Raw genomic sequence first — 14,506 nt, 5'->3', positions numbered from 1 at the left:
GGCGTGGCACGGGGTCGGAAGGGACGCTCGTGACGACGACCGCACGATCCGGAACCACTGCACCACCACGGACGCGCACGGGCGGTGACGTCGCGGTCCGTCGGCGACCACGCGAGAAGCATCCGTGGACCCCGGCCGAGAAGCGTCGGCTGCGCGTCGGCATCGCGTTCATCTCGCCGTGGATCCTCGGCGTGCTGGTGTTCATCGCCTACCCCCTGATCTACTCGTTCGCGATCAGCCTGACCCGGTACTCGGGCATGGCCGACATCACCTGGGTCGGGTTCGCCAACTACGTCGCCGCGTTCATCGACCCGCTCGTGCACACCGCGGTCGGCAACACCCTGTTCTACGCCGTCATCGCGGTGCCCGTCGGGATCGTCATCGCCATCGTGATCGCCATCGCGATGAACCAGGACGTCCGCGAGATCGGCTGGTACCGGACGGCCCTCTACATCCCGTCGCTCATCCCGACCTTCGCGCTGGCGTTCATCTTCGTGGTGCTCGTCAACCCGCAGACCGGCCTCGTCAACCAGGTCATGAAGCTCGTCGGGATCCCGGCGACGAACCTGCTCGGCGACCCGACCACGGCGAAGCTCGTCATCGTCGCGCTCGCGCAGATGGGGGCCGGCAACGCGGCACTGATCTTCCTCGCCGGGCTGCGCGGGATCCCGAAGACCCTGTACGAAGCCGCTCGCGTGGACGGGGCCGGACCGCTCCGGCAGTTCTTCGCGCTGACGCTGCCGCTGCTCTCCCCCGTGATCCTGTTCAACCTGATCACCGGCATCAGCAACGGCCTGCAGGTCTTCACCGAGGCGTACGTGATCTCGTCCGGCACCGGAGGACTCGGCAGCCCGGACAACGGGACCTTGTTCTACATGCTCTACCTCTACAAGAACGCGTTCAGCTACGCGCAGCTCGGGTTCGCCAGCGCCATGGCCGTGCTGCTGTTCCTGGCCGGCATGATCCTGTCCGGACTCGTGTACTGGCTGTCCAAGCGCTTCGTCAACTACGACGTGACCGGGGAGTGACCGATGACACTGCGCACTGAACGACACCCGGACCGCGACACCGTCACCTCGTCGATCGAGTCCGTCCGGCCCCGCGGTCGCAAGGGTGCCGACGACCGCTCCCGGAACGCCGACGGCTCGATCCGCTCGCCGTGGTCGTCCGTCCTCGCCCGCGTGCTCCTCATCGCGATGAGCCTGCTGTTCCTCATCCCCATCTACTGGATGGTCATCTCGGCGCTGAAGGGCAACTCCGAACTCGGTGCCTTCCCGCCCACCTGGTTCCCGCAGTGGCTCGACTGGTCGAACTTCGGCAAGGCGATCGACGCGATGCCGTTCTTCACGTTCTTCCGGAACACGCTCATCATCACGGTCTGCGTGACGCTCTTCTTGATGGTGTCGAACCTCGTGATCGCGTACGGGTTCTCGTGCCTCGAGTGGCGCGGCCGCGACAAGGTGTTCTACGTCGTGCTCGCCACGCTGTTCATCCCGTTCCCCGTCACGCTCATCCCGATGTTCGACCTGTACGCCCGACTCGGCTGGATCAACACCTTCCTGCCCCTGATCGTGCCGAGTCTGTTCGGGTCCGCGTTCTACGTGTTCCTGCTCCGCCAGTTCCTGCTGCAGATCCCGAAGGACCTGCTCAACGCGGCGCGGATGGACGGCGCCTCCGAGTGGGGCATCCTCTGGCGGATCGTCTTCCCGCAGGCCAAGGCGGCGCTCGTCACGGTCGGGATCTTCGCGGCGGTGGGTGCCTGGAACGACTTCCTCGGGCCGCTCATCTACCTGCAGGACGAGAACGTGCAGACGCTGTCCATCGGCCTGCAGATCTTCCGCCTCAACAACTCACAGGACTTCCAGTTCAACCAGCTGATGGCGGCATCGGTGCTCATCATCCTGCCGCTCGTGGTCCTGTTCTTCGTGTTCCAGCGGACGTTCATCAAGGGCGTCCAGATCGGGAGCTTCAAGTGAGCAGCGCATTCGACCGACGAACGTTCCTGCGCGGTGCGGCCGCGACCGGCGGTGCGGGGGCGCTCGCGCTCCTCGCCGCATCGTGCGCGTCCGGCTCGAGCGGCCGGAGCAACCCGAACCAGGTCACGATCTGGGGTGTCACCGGCACGTTCGTGCCGTTCCAGACGAAGGTGATCAAGGACTTCAACAAGATCCACCCCGAGGTCGACGTCAAGGTGAACGTCGTCCCGTCGCAGGGCACCGGCGACGCCACGAGCATCATCACGGCCGTGCGCGGCGGCACCGCCCCCGACCTGTGGCTCCTCGACCGGTTCAGTGCGGCGCAGTACGCGGCGATCGGCCTCATCGAACCGATCGACGACATGATCGAGGAGTTCGAGGACCAGCCGAAGGACGAGTTCCTGGCGCAGTGGCTCGGGTTCACGATCGGCGAGGTCAGCTACCAGGGCAAGACCTACGGCCTCCCCCACGACACCGACGCCCGCGGCATGTTCGTGAACCGCAAGATGCTCACCGGCGCCGGGATCGACCCCGACGAGTTCGACTGGGAGCACAACGGACCGGTGAGCATGGACCGGATGTGGGACGTCAGCGAACGCATCACGAAGAAGTCCGGTGGCAACTACACCCACATGGGACTGCTCCCCTGGTACGGCGAAGGCTGGCCGTTCACGTGGGGGCTCGGCCTCGGTGCGTCGTACTTCGACCAGCAGGACTCGAAGATGACGATGGACTCGAAGAGCGTCCGCAGCATCTTCGAGTTCTACGAGGACTGGGCGAAGCGGTACGGCTACAAGGACGCCGACACCTTCATCGCGACCTACGAGCCGACCGGGCACCCGCCCGGACAGACCGCGTTCATGGCGGACCGGCTGGCGTTCATGGTCAGCGTCCCCTCCACCATCCAGACCTTCGACAACTACGGCCCGAAGGACCTCGACTGGGGCACCGCGTACCTGCCGACCCAGCAGGACGGCGGCGACAAGTACACGTGGTCCGGTGGCTTCGCGCTGTGCGTGCCGAAGGGCTCGAAGAAGAACAAGGCCGTGTGGGAGCTCATGAAGTACTTCACGAGCAAGCAGGGCCAGGAGACCTACATGGTGCCGGCCACGAGCGTGCCGTCGAACATCGCGGCGCTCCAGGACCCGAAGGGCTCCGCGAAGTCGATCCGCTTCTTCACCGAGTCGATCGGCGCGTCCACCTGCCGCCCGCCGCTGCCCGTCGGCGGCGCGTGGTGGGACTCCCTCGCCGACGCGCGGTCGAGCGTCCTCCTCGGCACCGCGAGTCCGCAGGAAGCCGTCGAGCGGGCGCAGAACCGCGTCGACCCGATGATGCAGACCTACTCGCCGTTCAAGTTGCCGAAGGACTACGACAAGGTCCGGATCTGAGCGGGAACGCTCTGGTCGTCCCCCACGAAAGGAACCACCGACACATGCCCTCCACCCCCTTGCGCGTCGCCGTCCTCGGCTTCTGGCACGTCCACGCCGGCGACTACGCACAGCAGACCGTCGACCACCCCGGCACCGAGCTCGTGGCCGTCTGGGACGACGACACCGAGCGCGGCCGAGCCGGCGCCGAACGGTTCGGCGTCGAGTACACCGACGACCTCGATGCGCTGCTCGCCCGCACCGACGTCGACGCCGTCACGATCACGACCTCGACCGACGTCCACCGCGACGTGATCGAGCGCGCGGCAGCGGCCGGCAAGCACGTCTTCACCGAGAAGCTCCTCGCCCCCACCGTCGAGGAGTGCGACGCGGTCATCGCCGCCTGCGACGCGGCCGGGGTCACGCTCGTGGTCTCGCTCCCGCGGCTCTACCACGGCTACACGGCCGCGATCCGGCGCGAGCTCGACGCGGGCCGCCTCGGCGACGTCACGTACTCCCGCGTCCGGCTCTCGCACGACGGTGCCGTCGCACCGTGGCTGCCGGAGCGCTTCTTCGACCCGGCGACGGCGATCGGCGGCGCCCTCACCGACCTCGGCTGCCACCCCGTCTACCTGACGCAGCTGTTCCTCGGCGCCCGCCCCGACACCGTCGAGGCCGTCTACCGCTCCTACACCGGCCGCGCGGTCGAGGACCACGCCGTGGTCACCGTCGGCTACGCCTCGCAGGCGATCGGCGTCATCGAGGCCGGCTTCGTCGCGGGCACACCGTTCACGATCGACGTGGCCGGCACCCGGGGCTGGCTCGCGTACTCCGACCAGGAGGCCCGACTCACCGCCGGCGGACCGGCCTACGGCGACGAGCCGGTCACCCTCGACGTCCCCGCCGACGCCCAGGACGCCTTCGGTCAGTGGGTGGACCACATCGCCGCCGACACGCGCGCCGACGACAACCTCGCCCGCGCCGTCGAGCTCACCCGCCTGGTGGTCGCCGCGAACGACGCCGCGGGTCAGCCCGCGACCAGTGACGCCCTCGTCGGCGCACCCGCCTGACCGCCCCAGCAGTCCAGCACCTCGAACCAACCACAGGAGTCACCATGTCCAGCGACATCATCCGCGTCGGCCTCATCGGCGGGGGCGGCATCGCGTCCGCGCACATCGCCGGGTACGCCGAGCACCCCGACACGATCCGCATCGCCGCGGTCGCCGACGCGTTCGCGGCCACGGCCGAGGAACGCGGGGCGGAGCTCGGCGTCCCGTTCTTCACCGACTACCTCGCCATGCTCGAGCAGGCGGACATCGACGCCGTCGACATCTGCCTGCCGCACCACCTGCACCGCGACGCGATCGTCGCCGCGGCGAAGGCGGGCAAGCACGTGCTGTGCGAGAAGCCGCTGTGCCTGAGCCCCGACGAGGCCGCCGACGTGCAGCGCGCGGTGTCCGAGTCCGGCATCACCCTGATGTGCGCGCACAACCAGCTGTTCATGCCCGCGGTCGCCAAGGCCAAGGAGCTCATCGACGGCGGGGCGCTCGGCACCGTCTACGAGGTCCGCACCACCGACTCGTTCCGCAACGAGTTCGACCCGTCGAACATGGGGTGGCGCGCCCACGCGTCGACGAGCGGCGGCGGTGAGCTCATCGACACGGGGTACCACCCGAGCTACCTGCTGATGCACCTGGCCGGTGGCGTCCCCGTGCAGGCCACCGCGATGCTGTCCACGCACCGGTTGGCGTTCATGGAGGGCGAGGACTCGGCGCAGGCGCTGTTCCGCTTCGACAACGGCGCCGTGGGCCAGCTCGTGACGAGCTGGGCGTACGACCCGGCCGCCGGCACCGAGCGGTTCAGCGTCGTCGGCGAACACGGCGCCCTGACGAGCGACGGCACCACGCTGCGGTGGGACCTGCGGGACGGCACGAGCGAGTCGGTCACCTTCGACGAGGTCGACACCTTCGCGGCCGAGATCGGCGCGTTCGGGGCATGCCTGCGCGACGGCACGCGGCCGATCCACACCGAGCGCGAGGGCATCGCGGTCCTCGGCATGATCCTCGCGGCGTACGAGGGCGCCCGGACGGGGACGATCGCCCCGGTGCTGACGGCGGACGAGACCGTCAGCGCCTGACCCGCGCGCGGTCGCGTCGCACTGCACACCCGTTCCGCGACGAACCACGAGTCCTTCGACGCGTGGTTCGTCGCAGAACGGGTGCTGACGCACCGCGCCACCGTCGGCGCCACGTCAGTGCGTCGCGGGTGCCGCGTCCTCGTCGTCGGCGGCGTGCAACACCGACTCCGCTTGCCCGAGCAGGTGCCGCGCGGCCAGGCTCAGCGATCGCACCCCGACCACGACGACGAGCAGGGTGAGCAGCACGAGCAGCACGGTCGTGGGCACCCACGCCACCGGCAGGTCGAGCACCCGGAACCACTCGATCGCCGCCGTCGCGACCGCCGCAGCCGGGAACACGAACGACCAGAACCCGAGCGAGAACCCGAGCCGGACGTACCGGGGCAGCAGGGCGAGTTGCACGAGGAGCATGAGGACCCCGAGGCCCGCGATGGCCTGCACGGGCAGGGTCCGGGCGTCGTCGGTGAGCGCGAACAGGGACACCGTCGCCACCGCGGGCGGAGCCACGAGGATCGCCATCGTGGGGACGAGCGGGTCGGGCAGTGCGGGGCGGAACGACAGCCGGATGAGGAGCAGCCCGGTCATCACGCCCCAGAAGAACACGCCGACGCCGAAGCACGCCCAGGACAGCCAGCCCGCACCGACCTCGTGCGTGGCGACGGCGGCGACGAGGGCTGCGGCGACCGTCGGCAGCAGGTAGCCGCCGTGCACGGCCTCCAGGGTCAGGCGCCCCTCGAACCACGTGCTCAGCAACCACGCCGCGAACCCGGCAGCGACCGCCACCGCGAGCAGCACGAGGACCTGCCCCCCGATCTCCCAGAACCGCGCGAGGTCGACGCCGAGGAGCATCGCCGTCGCGGGGACCAGGGCCGCGATCGGGCCCTGCGCCGGGTGGCGGAGCTGGTCGACCAGGCGTTCGTCGACCCGGACGCCCCGCAGGACGTGCGCGCCGAGCAGCCACGACCACGCCACCGCCGCGACCACCCAGAACACCTGCGGGACGACGGCCGGCACTCCGAGGACGGGCGCCGCGTACGACCAGGTCTCCGCGAAGCCGGCCAGGCCGAACGGTGCGGCGAGGGTGTTGAGCGGGATGCGGGAGGTCGGGCGTGCGCTGGGCATAGGGGTCCCATTGTCCCCGGCTCGCGTCGTGCCGCGTAACGGAGCCCGGCTCGCAGGCGCCCCGTGGCACATTGGGCCGATGCCCTTCGAGAACAGCGACCACGTCCAGGCCACCACCGCCGGGTCGCTCCCGCGCACGCCGGAGCTCATCGCCGCGAACGCCGCCCGCCCCGTGGGCGCCGACGGCTTCACGCTCGAGACCACCGACGAGGTCCGCGCGATGACGAGCGCGGCCGTCGACGACGTCGTCGCCCGCCAGACCGCCCTCGGCATCACGCAGCCGGGTGACGGCGAGTTCGGCAAGGCGATGTCGAACAGCGTCGACTACGGCGCGTGGTGGGGCTACTCGTTCCAGCGCGTCAGCGGACTCTCGCTCACGGACGCCGACATCTTCACGCAGGAGCCGGTCCGCTCGAGCCCGGGCAACGTGCAGCTCACCAGCTTCCCGGACCGTCGCGACTGGACGATCTTCCGCGAGGCCTACACCGACCCGGCGTCGGGTATCGGCACCGGGAAGAACGCCACCGCCTTCCCCACCACGACCGGCCCGATCGCCTACACCGGGCACGAGGCCGCACGCACCGACGCCGCCAACCTCAAGCACGCCGTCGAAGCGGCCGGTGCCGAGAACGGCTTCATCACCGCGCTCTCCCCCGGCTCCGCGGCCCGGGTCGCGAACGAGTACTACGCCACCGACGAAGAGCACATCTGGGCCTGGGCCGACGCCCTGCGCGAGGAGTACCGGATCATCCTCGACGCGGGCCTCGTGCTGCAGATCGACGACCCCTCGATCGCCGAGAACTGGGACCAGATCAACCCGGAGCCGAGCCTCGAGGACTACCGCGCCTTCACCCGCATCCGCGTCGAGGCGCTCAACCACGCGCTCGAGGGGCTCGACACCAGCCGCGTCCGCTTCCACCTGTGCTGGGGCTCGTGGCACGGTCCGCACACCACCGACATCGAGCTCCGCCACATCGTCGACCTGATGCTCGACATCGACGCCGGCGCGTACTCGTTCGAGGCCGCGAACGCCCGCCACGAGCACGAGTGGACCGTGTGGCAGGACGTCACGCTGCCCGACGGCAAGGTGATCGTCCCCGGCGTCGTCGGCCACGCCACGAACGTCGTCGAGCACCCCGACCTGGTCGCGCAGCGCATCGAGCGGTTCGCCTCGGTCGTCGGGCGCGAGCGCGTCATCGCCGGCACCGACTGCGGCCTGGGCGGCCGCATCCACCCGCAGATCGCCGCGGCGAAGCTCGAGTCGCTCGGCGAGGGTGCACGGCGCGCGAGCGCGAAGCTCTTCTGAGCCGCACGTTCCTTCCCAGAACGGCTGCGGTAGCAAGCGAGAACGGGCGTACCTGCCACGAAGATCACGGTAGGTACGCCCGGTTCGTAGAGGTACGCCCGGTTTCGGCAGGCCTCAGGGGCTACCGCCGTGCGCGGCCGAGCACGATCGCGCCGACCGCGGCAGCGCCACCGAGCCACACGAGCGGACGCGTGACGCGCCGTCGCTTCGCGACCCAGCCGCCGTTCGTGGCGTTGTCGGCGTCCGCCGGGGCGTAGAGGTTGCCGTCGGTCGGGTCGCCCTTCCCGCGCAGCGCGAAGGTCTCGACCATCGGCTTCGTGATCTTGTGGAACAGCCCCGGGAACACGTACTGCAGCGGGACGAGCGACGCCTGGATGCGGCCGACGTAGCGGTACCGCTTCGGGTGCGTGGCGGCGGTCACGACGGCACGACCCGCGCGCTCGACCGAGACCGTCGGCGGCAGCGGGTGCGAGTTCTTGCCGGTGTAGTTGGCGCCGTTCTGGTAGATCGGCGTGTCGATCGTCGACGGCAGCAGCGTGGTGAAGCGGATGCCGGTGTGCGCGAACTCGTCACCGAGGACGTCGACCAGGCCGAGCGCCGCGTGCTTGCTCGTGACGTACGCCGACTGGTAGGGCGCGGACAGCAGTGACTGGATCGAGCCGACGAGCACGTACGTGCCCGTGCCGCGCTGCTTCCAGTGCGGGAGCAGGTGCGTGATCGCGTTGAGGTGGCCGTAGAGGTTCGTGTCGACGACCCGCTTGAACGCCTCGGTGGGGGTCTGCTCGAACAGGCCGTAGACGAACAGGGCCGCGTTGCCGACGAAGACGTCGATCCGCCCGTGCCGACTCGTCACCGTGCCGATGAGGTCCTTGACCTGGTGCTCGTCGGCGACGTCCGTCGGGATCGCGACCGCGTCGGCCCCGAGTGCACGGCACTCGGCGGCAGCGGCCTCCAGGGAGTCGTGGCCGCGTGCGGCGAGCACGAGCGTGGCACCCTGTCGGGCGAACTCGTGCGCCGCGGCCCTCCCGATGCCGCTCGATGCTCCGGTGACGACGACGATCTTCCCGCGGTACCGATGTCCCATGCGTCCTTGGTACGCGCCTGCTGGTCCGTTCCCGCACAGACGGGCCGTACCCCTCACCCCGGTGCGAGGATGGAGCATGCGCAAGGACGACCTGACCGTCGACGAAGCCACGGTCATCGCCGAACACGCCCGGTCCGGTGCCCTCGAGCTGGACGACCCCGAGGTCCGCAAGGTCGTCGAGCAGGCGAACCGGGTGCTCGTCCGCGCACAGATGTGGGGCGAGGAACGGAGTCCGAAGCTGCGTCGTCGCCGTCGGTTCATCGCGATCGGTGCGCTCGTGATGGTGCTCGTCTGGGTGGCTGGCTTGCTCGTGCCGCTCGCGCTGCGCTTCGGCGTGTAGCCGGAGCCGAGCCGAGACCGGAGACGAAGCGTCGGCCCCCTCGGTTCAGCGGCCGGTGCGGGCGTTCCGGGCGAGGAGCCAGAGGTACGTGCTGTGCCCGACGAGCGCCAGGCCGAAGAAGATCGCGGCGACGGCGTAGACGCGGTCGAGCTTCCCCTGCCCGATCACGAGCATCACGATGCAGAAGGCAACGGCGATCGCCAGCACGCCGACCTGCACGGTCGACCAGATCCGTCGGAAGCGCGGCATGCCCGTCTCGTTCACCCGGCCATTCTCCCCCATGCCGAGCCCGCCGTGCGGTCGCCCGACGTCAGCCCGCGGTACGACGCGGGCGAGGCACGTCGGTACCGTGCTCCGATGTGCTGCCCCGCAGGCCGGACCTAGCGTGCAGGCATGGACACGCACCACCCCACGGCCACCCCCACCAGCATCCCGGCCCGCGCTGCACGCCGACGCCGACGCCCGCTCCGGATCATCGGGTTCTCGCTCGTCGGGCTCGTCGGCCTCGGCGCCCTCACGCTCGGCGGCACGGCCACCTACGACGCGATCGCGACGGCGGCGGAACGGGACGACATCCGCCCGTACGGCGAACTCGTCCCCGTCACCGGCGGCCGGGTGAACGTCGCCGTCACCGGGTCCGGCGCGTCGACCGTCGTGCTGCTGCCCGGCTTCGGCACGGCATCCCCCGTGATCGACTTCGCCCCGCTCGTCGACCGGCTGCAGGACACGCACCGGGTGGTGGTCGTCGAGCCGCTCGGGTACGGCCTGAGCGACGGCACCGACCGGCCCCGGACCAGCGCGAACATCGTCGACGAGGTGCACCAGGCGCTGTCGACCCTCGGCATCGACCGCTACGTGCTCGCGGGGCACTCGGTCGCCGGGATCTACGCGCTCGAGTACACGAACGCGTACCCGGACGAGGTGCAGGCGTTCGTCGGCATCGACAGCAGTGTGCCGACGCAGCCCGGCATCGACGAAGCCGTCGGGTCCGGCCTGTTCCGCTTCGTGAAGGCCACCGGGCTCGCCCGTGTGCTCACTGCCGTGTCCGGCGACGCGTACGCCGGGTTGCCCTACACCGATGCGCAGAAGGAGCAGATGACCCTGCTGTCACACCGCACCAGCATGCGCGCGACGTACCTGGACGAGTACGAGCACCTCGGCGCGAACTTCCGGCACGCCCGCAGCCTCGCGTTCCCCGTCGATCTACCGGTCCGCCTGTTCGTCGTGGGCGACGACCCGGAGGTGCCGGGGTGGGAGCGCCTGCACCGTGAGCAGGCGGCGTCGGTCACCGACGGCCAGGTCGTCCTGCTCGACGGCGGGCACTACCTGCACCACACGCGCGCGGCGGAGATCGCCGAGGGCATCGACGCGGTCGCCGACCTCGGTCAGTGATCCCGCAGCGCCTCGACGAGCTCGGCCTTGCGCTTCGACGAGTACCCGGTCAGTCCGAGCTCCTTCGCCCGCTTCCGGAGGTCCGCGACGGTCCAGTCGTCGTACGAGCCGGACTCGCCGCCCTTCCTCCCGACGGCCTCCTCGCCGCGGGCCGCTGCGGCGTTGCTGATCCGCGCGGCCTTCTCCTTCGAGTTGCCCTCCTTGCGGAGCTCCTCGTACATGTCCGGCTTCTTGAGTTGGTTCGGCATGGTGCGTCACGGTACGCGCGCCGGTCCCTGGTCGTTCCGAGCCGGCGCGCGGCTCAGCGCTTCTCGGGGTCGTGGCCCCAGTTCATCAAGGACCACCGCCACGGGGTGTCGTGTACGTCACCGTCCGGCCGCTGTTCCGAGTGCCGGGCGACGTAGCCGACCACCTTCCGCATGTGGGCGTGGTCGTCGTCGGTCCGGTCCGCCTTGTGCTTCTCGAGGATCCGGATGACGTGCCGCCCGCTCTCGTGCCCGGTCGACTCACCGCCGCCCGGGGGCTTCTGCCCGACGTGCTTCGACTCGTCGGTGTCGAGCCACTCGCGGAGCTCCGACGGGGTCATGTTCACCGCGTCGGCGAAGTCGCGCTCGGTCTGCTGGTCGTCGTCGTCGTCACTCATGGCCCCGAGGCAACCCCGCCGTCCTGGACGGGTGCGCAGGGCGGATGGCGCTCCGCCGCCGTCCAGCCGGGACGGGTTCCGTGGAGGCACGAGCAGGAAGGAACTCGCATGCCCACCGACCAGTACGAACACGGCGACCCGCGCACCCGCTACCCCGACGTCCAGCCGGAGCCGCAGACGCAGGACGAGCCGGGCCTCCAGTCCGCCATGGACCCGGTCCCCGACCTGGGCGAGACGAGCTACCGGGGCACCGGCCGGCTCGCCGGCCGCAATGCCCTGATCACCGGCGGTGACTCCGGCATCGGCGGCGCCGTCGCGATCGCGTTCGCCCGCGAGGGCGCCGACGTCGCGATCGCCTACCTGCCGGAGGAGCAGTCCGACGCCGACCACGTCCTCGAGCAGATCCGTGCCGCCGGACGCACCGCCGTGGCGATCCCCGGCGACCTGCGTGACAAGGCGTACGCGCACGAGCTCGTCGACCAGGCGGTCGCCGGACTCGGCGGACTCGACGCCCTGGTGAGCGTCGCCGGCAAGCAGCGCTGGCAGCCGGACGTGCTCGACATCACCGACGACCAGTTCGAGGCGACCTTCGACGTGAACGTCTTCGGGCTGTTCCGCCTCGTCAAGGCGGCGCTCCCGCACCTGGAGCCCGGCGCGACGATCACCACGACGGCGTCCATGGAGGCGTACAAGCCGGCACCCGATCGGCTCGACTACGCGGCGTCGAAGGGCGCGATCAACAACCTGTCGAAGGGACTGTCGCAGCTGCTCGTCGAGCGCGGCATCCGCGTCAACGTCGTCGCTCCCGGGCCGACGTGGACGGTCCTGCAGCCGAGCGGCGGCGTCGACCCGTCGACGCTGCCCGAGTTCGGCAGCAGCGAGTCGCCGATGGGCCGCGCCGGGCAGCCGGCCGAACTCGCACCGGCCTACGTGTTCCTGGCGTCGGACGAGTCGAGCTACGTCGTCGGCGAGACGCTCAACGTGAACGGCGGCATGGTCACGCCCTGACCTGCGGATCCCGCCGCCGTGGTGCGACGCCGTCCGTCTTGTCCGCCACGTGGAAGTCGCGCCGGAGCGCTGCGACGAGTGCGGGCTTCTCGACGATGAGGCCGTGGGTGGCCCGCGGGACCACGGCGAGCTCGGCGTCGGGCAGCACGTGGAGTGCGGCGGTGACGTGGTCGATCCGGACCTCGTCGTCGTCGCCGTACAGCAGCAGCACGGGGACCGCGAGCTCGGCGAGCTCGTGGTTCCCGAACGCGGGCTCGGTCTCGTGCAGCGCCCGCGACTTCTCGGTGACCTCCGCCCAGTGCGCGGCTCCGTCCGGCGACACCTCGGCGTACGCGTCGGCCATGAACTGCGGTGGCACGCCGTCGAGCACACCCGGGTGCCACCCCGTCACGTCGAACGGTGCACCGCCGTGCACCAGCGTCCGCACCAGGTCGGGTCGGGAGAGCGCCAGGCGCAGTCCGACGAGTGCGCCGTCGCTCCAGCCGAACACGTGGACCGGACCGACACCGAGCGTCTCGATCACCACGGCCATCTCGGCCGCCGCGTCCGCGAGGTGCCAGGGGCCCTCGACGTCGGCGGTCCGACCGTGCCCGGAGCGGTCGGCGAGCACGACCCGGTAGCCGGACAGCGCGTCAGCGAGCGGCTCCATCGCCCGCGAGTCGGTCCCGCCGGGGTGCAGCAGGAGCAGGACGGGGCCGGTTCCCCCGCGGTCGGACGTCCAAGTGTGTCCCATGCGTGAGTCTCCCACTGCTAGCGTGCAGACGTGTCCTGGGGCCGACGGTACTTCGCACTGCAGGCCCTCGGCGGCGCGGTGTGGTGGATCACCGTCGCGATCGTCCCCGCCGTCCGGACGCTCACGCTCGGCTCGCTGGACCCGGTGGTCGTCGCGGCCCTCGACGTCCCGCTCTTCGTCGTGGCCTCGGCGCTCGCGGCGGTCTCCGCGGGCACGGTCGGACGGATCGCGGCGACCGTCGCGACCGTGTGGACCGCGCTCGTCCTCGCCGGGCTCGCCGTCTGGGCGACCGGCACCGGCGAGGCCGGCTGGGGCGTCGTCGTCATGACCGCGGCGACCGTCGGTTCCGTGTTGGCCTTCGCCCTCGTCCTGCTCGGCCGGGTACCGACCGAGTGGTTGACGTCCGGTCCACTGCGGTTCCGCACGGCCGACCCGGGTGCCGCGACGTCACGGCACGTGGTCGCGACGACCGTGCAGATCGTCGTCTTCTGGGGGCTGTTCCTCGGGGTGTTCCCCGTGGCCATCGCCGTCGCCGAGCACCGCTGGCGGCTGCACCCCGCACTGCCCGGACCGGTCGTGACCGCGCTGCTGGTGGTCGGGCTCGTCGTCCTCGCGCTCGCCAGCGCGCTCGGCATCGCGTCGGCGGCGGCGATGTCGACCAAGGGCGCTGGGACCCCGCTGCCGTCCGCCAGTGCGAACCGGTTGGTCGTCGCCGGCCCGTACCGCTCGGTGCGCAACCCGATGGCGCTCGCCGGCATCACGCAGGGCGTCGCCGTCGGGCTGCTGCTCGGGTCGTGGATGGTCGTCGTCTACGCACTCGCCGGGTCGATCGTGTGGAACTGCGTGGTCCGGCCGCTCGAGGAGGCCGACCTCGAGGCCCGCTTCGGCGACGACTTCCGCCGCTACGCCGCGCGGGTCCGGTGCTGGGTGCCGCGGTGGCCGATCGCGGCGAGCGTCGGCGGGGTCCCGGTCCCCCTCAGCTCGCCGCGCCGGTGATGTTCACGAGCCACGTGACGCGGAACCGGTCGGTGAGCATCCCGAAGGTGTCGCCCCACGGAGCCGTCGTGAGCGGTTCGATGATCGACGCGCCCTCTGCGAGCCCGTTCCAGTAGCGGGTCAGGGCCTCGTGGTCGTCGCCGCTGAGCGACAACGAGATCGTGCTCTCCGACGGCGTCTCCATGCCCGTCGGCGCGTCCGAGGCCATCAGCAGCAGGCCGTTCTCGCCCTCGAGCTGCCCGTGCATGACCTTGTCGGCATCGGCGGGGTCCTGGCTCATGCCGGCTTCGCCGAAGGTGCCGATCGTGAGCTCGCCGTGGAACACCGAGTGGTAGAAGTCGAGGGCTTCGCGGGCCCCCGAGCGGAAGCCGAGGTACGGGTTGAGACGCACGGACATGGTGG

The 14,506-nt window shown here is 70.7% G+C and carries 17 protein-coding genes; 10 read left to right on the top strand and 7 right to left on the bottom strand.

Annotation, left to right across the window (positions count from 1 at the left end):
- Window positions 1-29 precede the first annotated feature (29 nt).
- From EDF51_RS01525 to EDF51_RS01505, 5 genes are read left to right on the top strand one after another with little or no spacing between them, the layout of a single operon-like run.
- Window positions 30-1,028, top strand: coding sequence for a sugar ABC transporter permease (locus EDF51_RS01525; protein ID WP_111085648.1), 999 nt, complete (start codon window positions 30-32; stop codon window positions 1,026-1,028).
- A gap of 3 nt (window positions 1,029-1,031) precedes the next feature.
- Window positions 1,032-1,976 (top strand): carbohydrate ABC transporter permease, encoded by a 945-nt coding sequence (locus tag EDF51_RS01520; protein WP_134193632.1) that lies wholly within the window; start codon window positions 1,032-1,034, stop codon window positions 1,974-1,976.
- Window positions 1,973-3,364, top strand: a complete 1,392-nt coding sequence (locus EDF51_RS01515; protein WP_166673474.1) for an ABC transporter substrate-binding protein — start codon at window positions 1,973-1,975, stop codon at window positions 3,362-3,364. Before EDF51_RS01520 ends, EDF51_RS01515 begins: the two co-directional genes overlap by 4 nt.
- Window positions 3,365-3,408: 44 nt before the next feature.
- Window positions 3,409-4,413: a Gfo/Idh/MocA family oxidoreductase gene (locus EDF51_RS01510; protein ID WP_123292635.1), complete on the top strand. Its 1,005-nt coding sequence runs from the start codon at window positions 3,409-3,411 to the stop codon at window positions 4,411-4,413.
- 44 nt (window positions 4,414-4,457) lie between these two features.
- Window positions 4,458-5,480, top strand: coding sequence for a Gfo/Idh/MocA family oxidoreductase (locus EDF51_RS01505; protein ID WP_123340474.1), 1,023 nt, complete (start codon window positions 4,458-4,460; stop codon window positions 5,478-5,480).
- A gap of 114 nt (window positions 5,481-5,594) precedes the next feature.
- Here the strand turns inward: EDF51_RS01505 and EDF51_RS01500 are convergent, their stop codons facing one another.
- Window positions 5,595-6,602: a transporter gene (locus EDF51_RS01500; RefSeq protein WP_134193628.1), complete on the bottom strand. Its 1,008-nt coding sequence runs from the start codon at window positions 6,600-6,602 to the stop codon at window positions 5,595-5,597.
- A 79-nt stretch (window positions 6,603-6,681) separates the two neighbouring features.
- Here EDF51_RS01500 and EDF51_RS01495 point away from each other — a divergent pair, with 79 nt between their 5' ends.
- On the top strand, window positions 6,682-7,908 hold the full coding sequence (locus tag EDF51_RS01495; protein ID WP_134193626.1) for a cobalamin-independent methionine synthase II family protein: 1,227 nt from the start codon (window positions 6,682-6,684) through the stop codon (window positions 7,906-7,908).
- A gap of 121 nt (window positions 7,909-8,029) precedes the next feature.
- Here the strand turns inward: EDF51_RS01495 and EDF51_RS01490 are convergent, their stop codons facing one another.
- Window positions 8,030-8,992: an SDR family NAD(P)-dependent oxidoreductase gene (locus EDF51_RS01490; RefSeq protein WP_166673473.1), complete on the bottom strand. Its 963-nt coding sequence runs from the start codon at window positions 8,990-8,992 to the stop codon at window positions 8,030-8,032.
- 76 nt (window positions 8,993-9,068) lie between these two features.
- Here EDF51_RS01490 and EDF51_RS19750 point away from each other — a divergent pair, with 76 nt between their 5' ends.
- Window positions 9,069-9,332 carry a hypothetical protein gene (locus EDF51_RS19750; protein ID WP_123672725.1) on the top strand — a complete coding sequence of 88 codons (264 nt, stop codon included), beginning with the start codon at window positions 9,069-9,071 and terminating at the stop codon, window positions 9,330-9,332.
- Between the two features lie 45 nt (window positions 9,333-9,377).
- Here EDF51_RS19750 and EDF51_RS01485 read toward each other — a convergent pair whose 3' ends face one another.
- On the bottom strand, window positions 9,378-9,581 hold the full coding sequence (locus EDF51_RS01485) for a hypothetical protein (RefSeq protein ID WP_111085656.1): 204 nt from the start codon (window positions 9,579-9,581) through the stop codon (window positions 9,378-9,380).
- Window positions 9,582-9,725: 144 nt separating this feature from the next.
- On the opposite strand from EDF51_RS01485, the gene EDF51_RS01480 reads away from it, so the two are divergent.
- The gene (locus tag EDF51_RS01480; protein ID WP_133936679.1) at window positions 9,726-10,724 is read left to right on the top strand and encodes an alpha/beta hydrolase; all 999 of its coding nucleotides are present in this window, start codon (window positions 9,726-9,728) and stop codon (window positions 10,722-10,724) included.
- Here the strand turns inward: EDF51_RS01480 and EDF51_RS01475 are convergent.
- Together EDF51_RS01475 and EDF51_RS01470 are read right to left on the bottom strand one after the other, a co-directional pair.
- Window positions 10,718-10,972 (bottom strand): Rho termination factor N-terminal domain-containing protein, encoded by a 255-nt coding sequence (locus EDF51_RS01475; RefSeq protein WP_133936680.1) that lies wholly within the window; start codon window positions 10,970-10,972, stop codon window positions 10,718-10,720. The two genes, EDF51_RS01480 and EDF51_RS01475, sit on opposite strands and share 7 nt — an antisense overlap.
- Before the next feature lie 53 nt (window positions 10,973-11,025).
- On the bottom strand, window positions 11,026-11,367 hold the full coding sequence (locus EDF51_RS01470) for a DUF3140 domain-containing protein (RefSeq protein ID WP_134193622.1): 342 nt from the start codon (window positions 11,365-11,367) through the stop codon (window positions 11,026-11,028).
- A 108-nt stretch (window positions 11,368-11,475) separates the two neighbouring features.
- Here EDF51_RS01470 and EDF51_RS01465 point away from each other — a divergent pair, with 108 nt between their 5' ends.
- Window positions 11,476-12,375 (top strand): SDR family oxidoreductase, encoded by a 900-nt coding sequence (locus tag EDF51_RS01465; protein ID WP_134193620.1) that lies wholly within the window; start codon window positions 11,476-11,478, stop codon window positions 12,373-12,375.
- Here the strand turns inward: EDF51_RS01465 and EDF51_RS01460 are convergent.
- Window positions 12,365-13,108, bottom strand: coding sequence for an alpha/beta hydrolase (locus tag EDF51_RS01460; RefSeq protein ID WP_134193619.1), 744 nt, complete (start codon window positions 13,106-13,108; stop codon window positions 12,365-12,367). The genes EDF51_RS01465 and EDF51_RS01460 overlap by 11 nt on opposite strands.
- A 30-nt stretch (window positions 13,109-13,138) precedes the next feature.
- Here EDF51_RS01460 and EDF51_RS01455 point away from each other — a divergent pair, with 30 nt between their 5' ends.
- Complete coding sequence (locus tag EDF51_RS01455) at window positions 13,139-14,104, top strand: isoprenylcysteine carboxylmethyltransferase family protein (RefSeq protein ID WP_166673472.1); 966 nt, start codon at window positions 13,139-13,141, stop codon at window positions 14,102-14,104.
- On the opposite strand, the gene EDF51_RS01450 is transcribed toward EDF51_RS01455, so the two are convergent.
- On the bottom strand, window positions 14,085-14,501 hold the full coding sequence (locus EDF51_RS01450) for a VOC family protein (protein ID WP_123672882.1): 417 nt from the start codon (window positions 14,499-14,501) through the stop codon (window positions 14,085-14,087). The two genes, EDF51_RS01455 and EDF51_RS01450, sit on opposite strands and share 20 nt — an antisense overlap.
- Between the last annotated feature and the right edge of the window lie 5 nt (window positions 14,502-14,506).

It is taken from the genome of Curtobacterium sp. PhB25 (genome assembly GCF_004365375.1).
Taxonomy (GTDB): domain Bacteria; phylum Actinomycetota; class Actinomycetes; order Actinomycetales; family Microbacteriaceae; genus Curtobacterium.
This window is presented reverse-complemented; position numbering and strand designations above follow the sequence as displayed.

Excerpts from the sequence above, each read along its gene's own strand:
- EDF51_RS01520 (WP_134193632.1), top strand. The coding sequence starts at position 1,032 with ATGACACTGCGCACTGAACGACACCCGGACCGCGACACCGTCACCTCG.
- EDF51_RS01510 (WP_123292635.1), top strand. The coding sequence starts at position 3,409 with ATGCCCTCCACCCCCTTGCGCGTCGCCGTCCTCGGCTTCTGGCACGTC.
- EDF51_RS01505 (WP_123340474.1), top strand. The coding sequence starts at position 4,458 with ATGTCCAGCGACATCATCCGCGTCGGCCTCATCGGCGGGGGCGGCATC.
- EDF51_RS01500 (WP_134193628.1), bottom strand. The coding sequence starts at position 6,602 with ATGCCCAGCGCACGCCCGACCTCCCGCATCCCGCTCAACACCCTCGCC.
- EDF51_RS01495 (WP_134193626.1), top strand. The coding sequence starts at position 6,682 with ATGCCCTTCGAGAACAGCGACCACGTCCAGGCCACCACCGCCGGGTCG.
- EDF51_RS01490 (WP_166673473.1), bottom strand. The coding sequence starts at position 8,992 with ATGGGACATCGGTACCGCGGGAAGATCGTCGTCGTCACCGGAGCATCG.
- EDF51_RS19750 (WP_123672725.1), top strand. The coding sequence starts at position 9,069 with ATGCGCAAGGACGACCTGACCGTCGACGAAGCCACGGTCATCGCCGAA.
- EDF51_RS01485 (WP_111085656.1), bottom strand. The coding sequence starts at position 9,581 with ATGCCGCGCTTCCGACGGATCTGGTCGACCGTGCAGGTCGGCGTGCTG.
- EDF51_RS01480 (WP_133936679.1), top strand. The coding sequence starts at position 9,726 with ATGGACACGCACCACCCCACGGCCACCCCCACCAGCATCCCGGCCCGC.
- EDF51_RS01475 (WP_133936680.1), bottom strand. The coding sequence starts at position 10,972 with ATGCCGAACCAACTCAAGAAGCCGGACATGTACGAGGAGCTCCGCAAG.
- EDF51_RS01470 (WP_134193622.1), bottom strand. The coding sequence starts at position 11,367 with ATGAGTGACGACGACGACGACCAGCAGACCGAGCGCGACTTCGCCGAC.
- EDF51_RS01465 (WP_134193620.1), top strand. The coding sequence starts at position 11,476 with ATGCCCACCGACCAGTACGAACACGGCGACCCGCGCACCCGCTACCCC.
- EDF51_RS01460 (WP_134193619.1), bottom strand. The coding sequence starts at position 13,108 with ATGGGACACACTTGGACGTCCGACCGCGGGGGAACCGGCCCCGTCCTG.
- EDF51_RS01450 (WP_123672882.1), bottom strand. The coding sequence starts at position 14,501 with ATGTCCGTGCGTCTCAACCCGTACCTCGGCTTCCGCTCGGGGGCCCGC.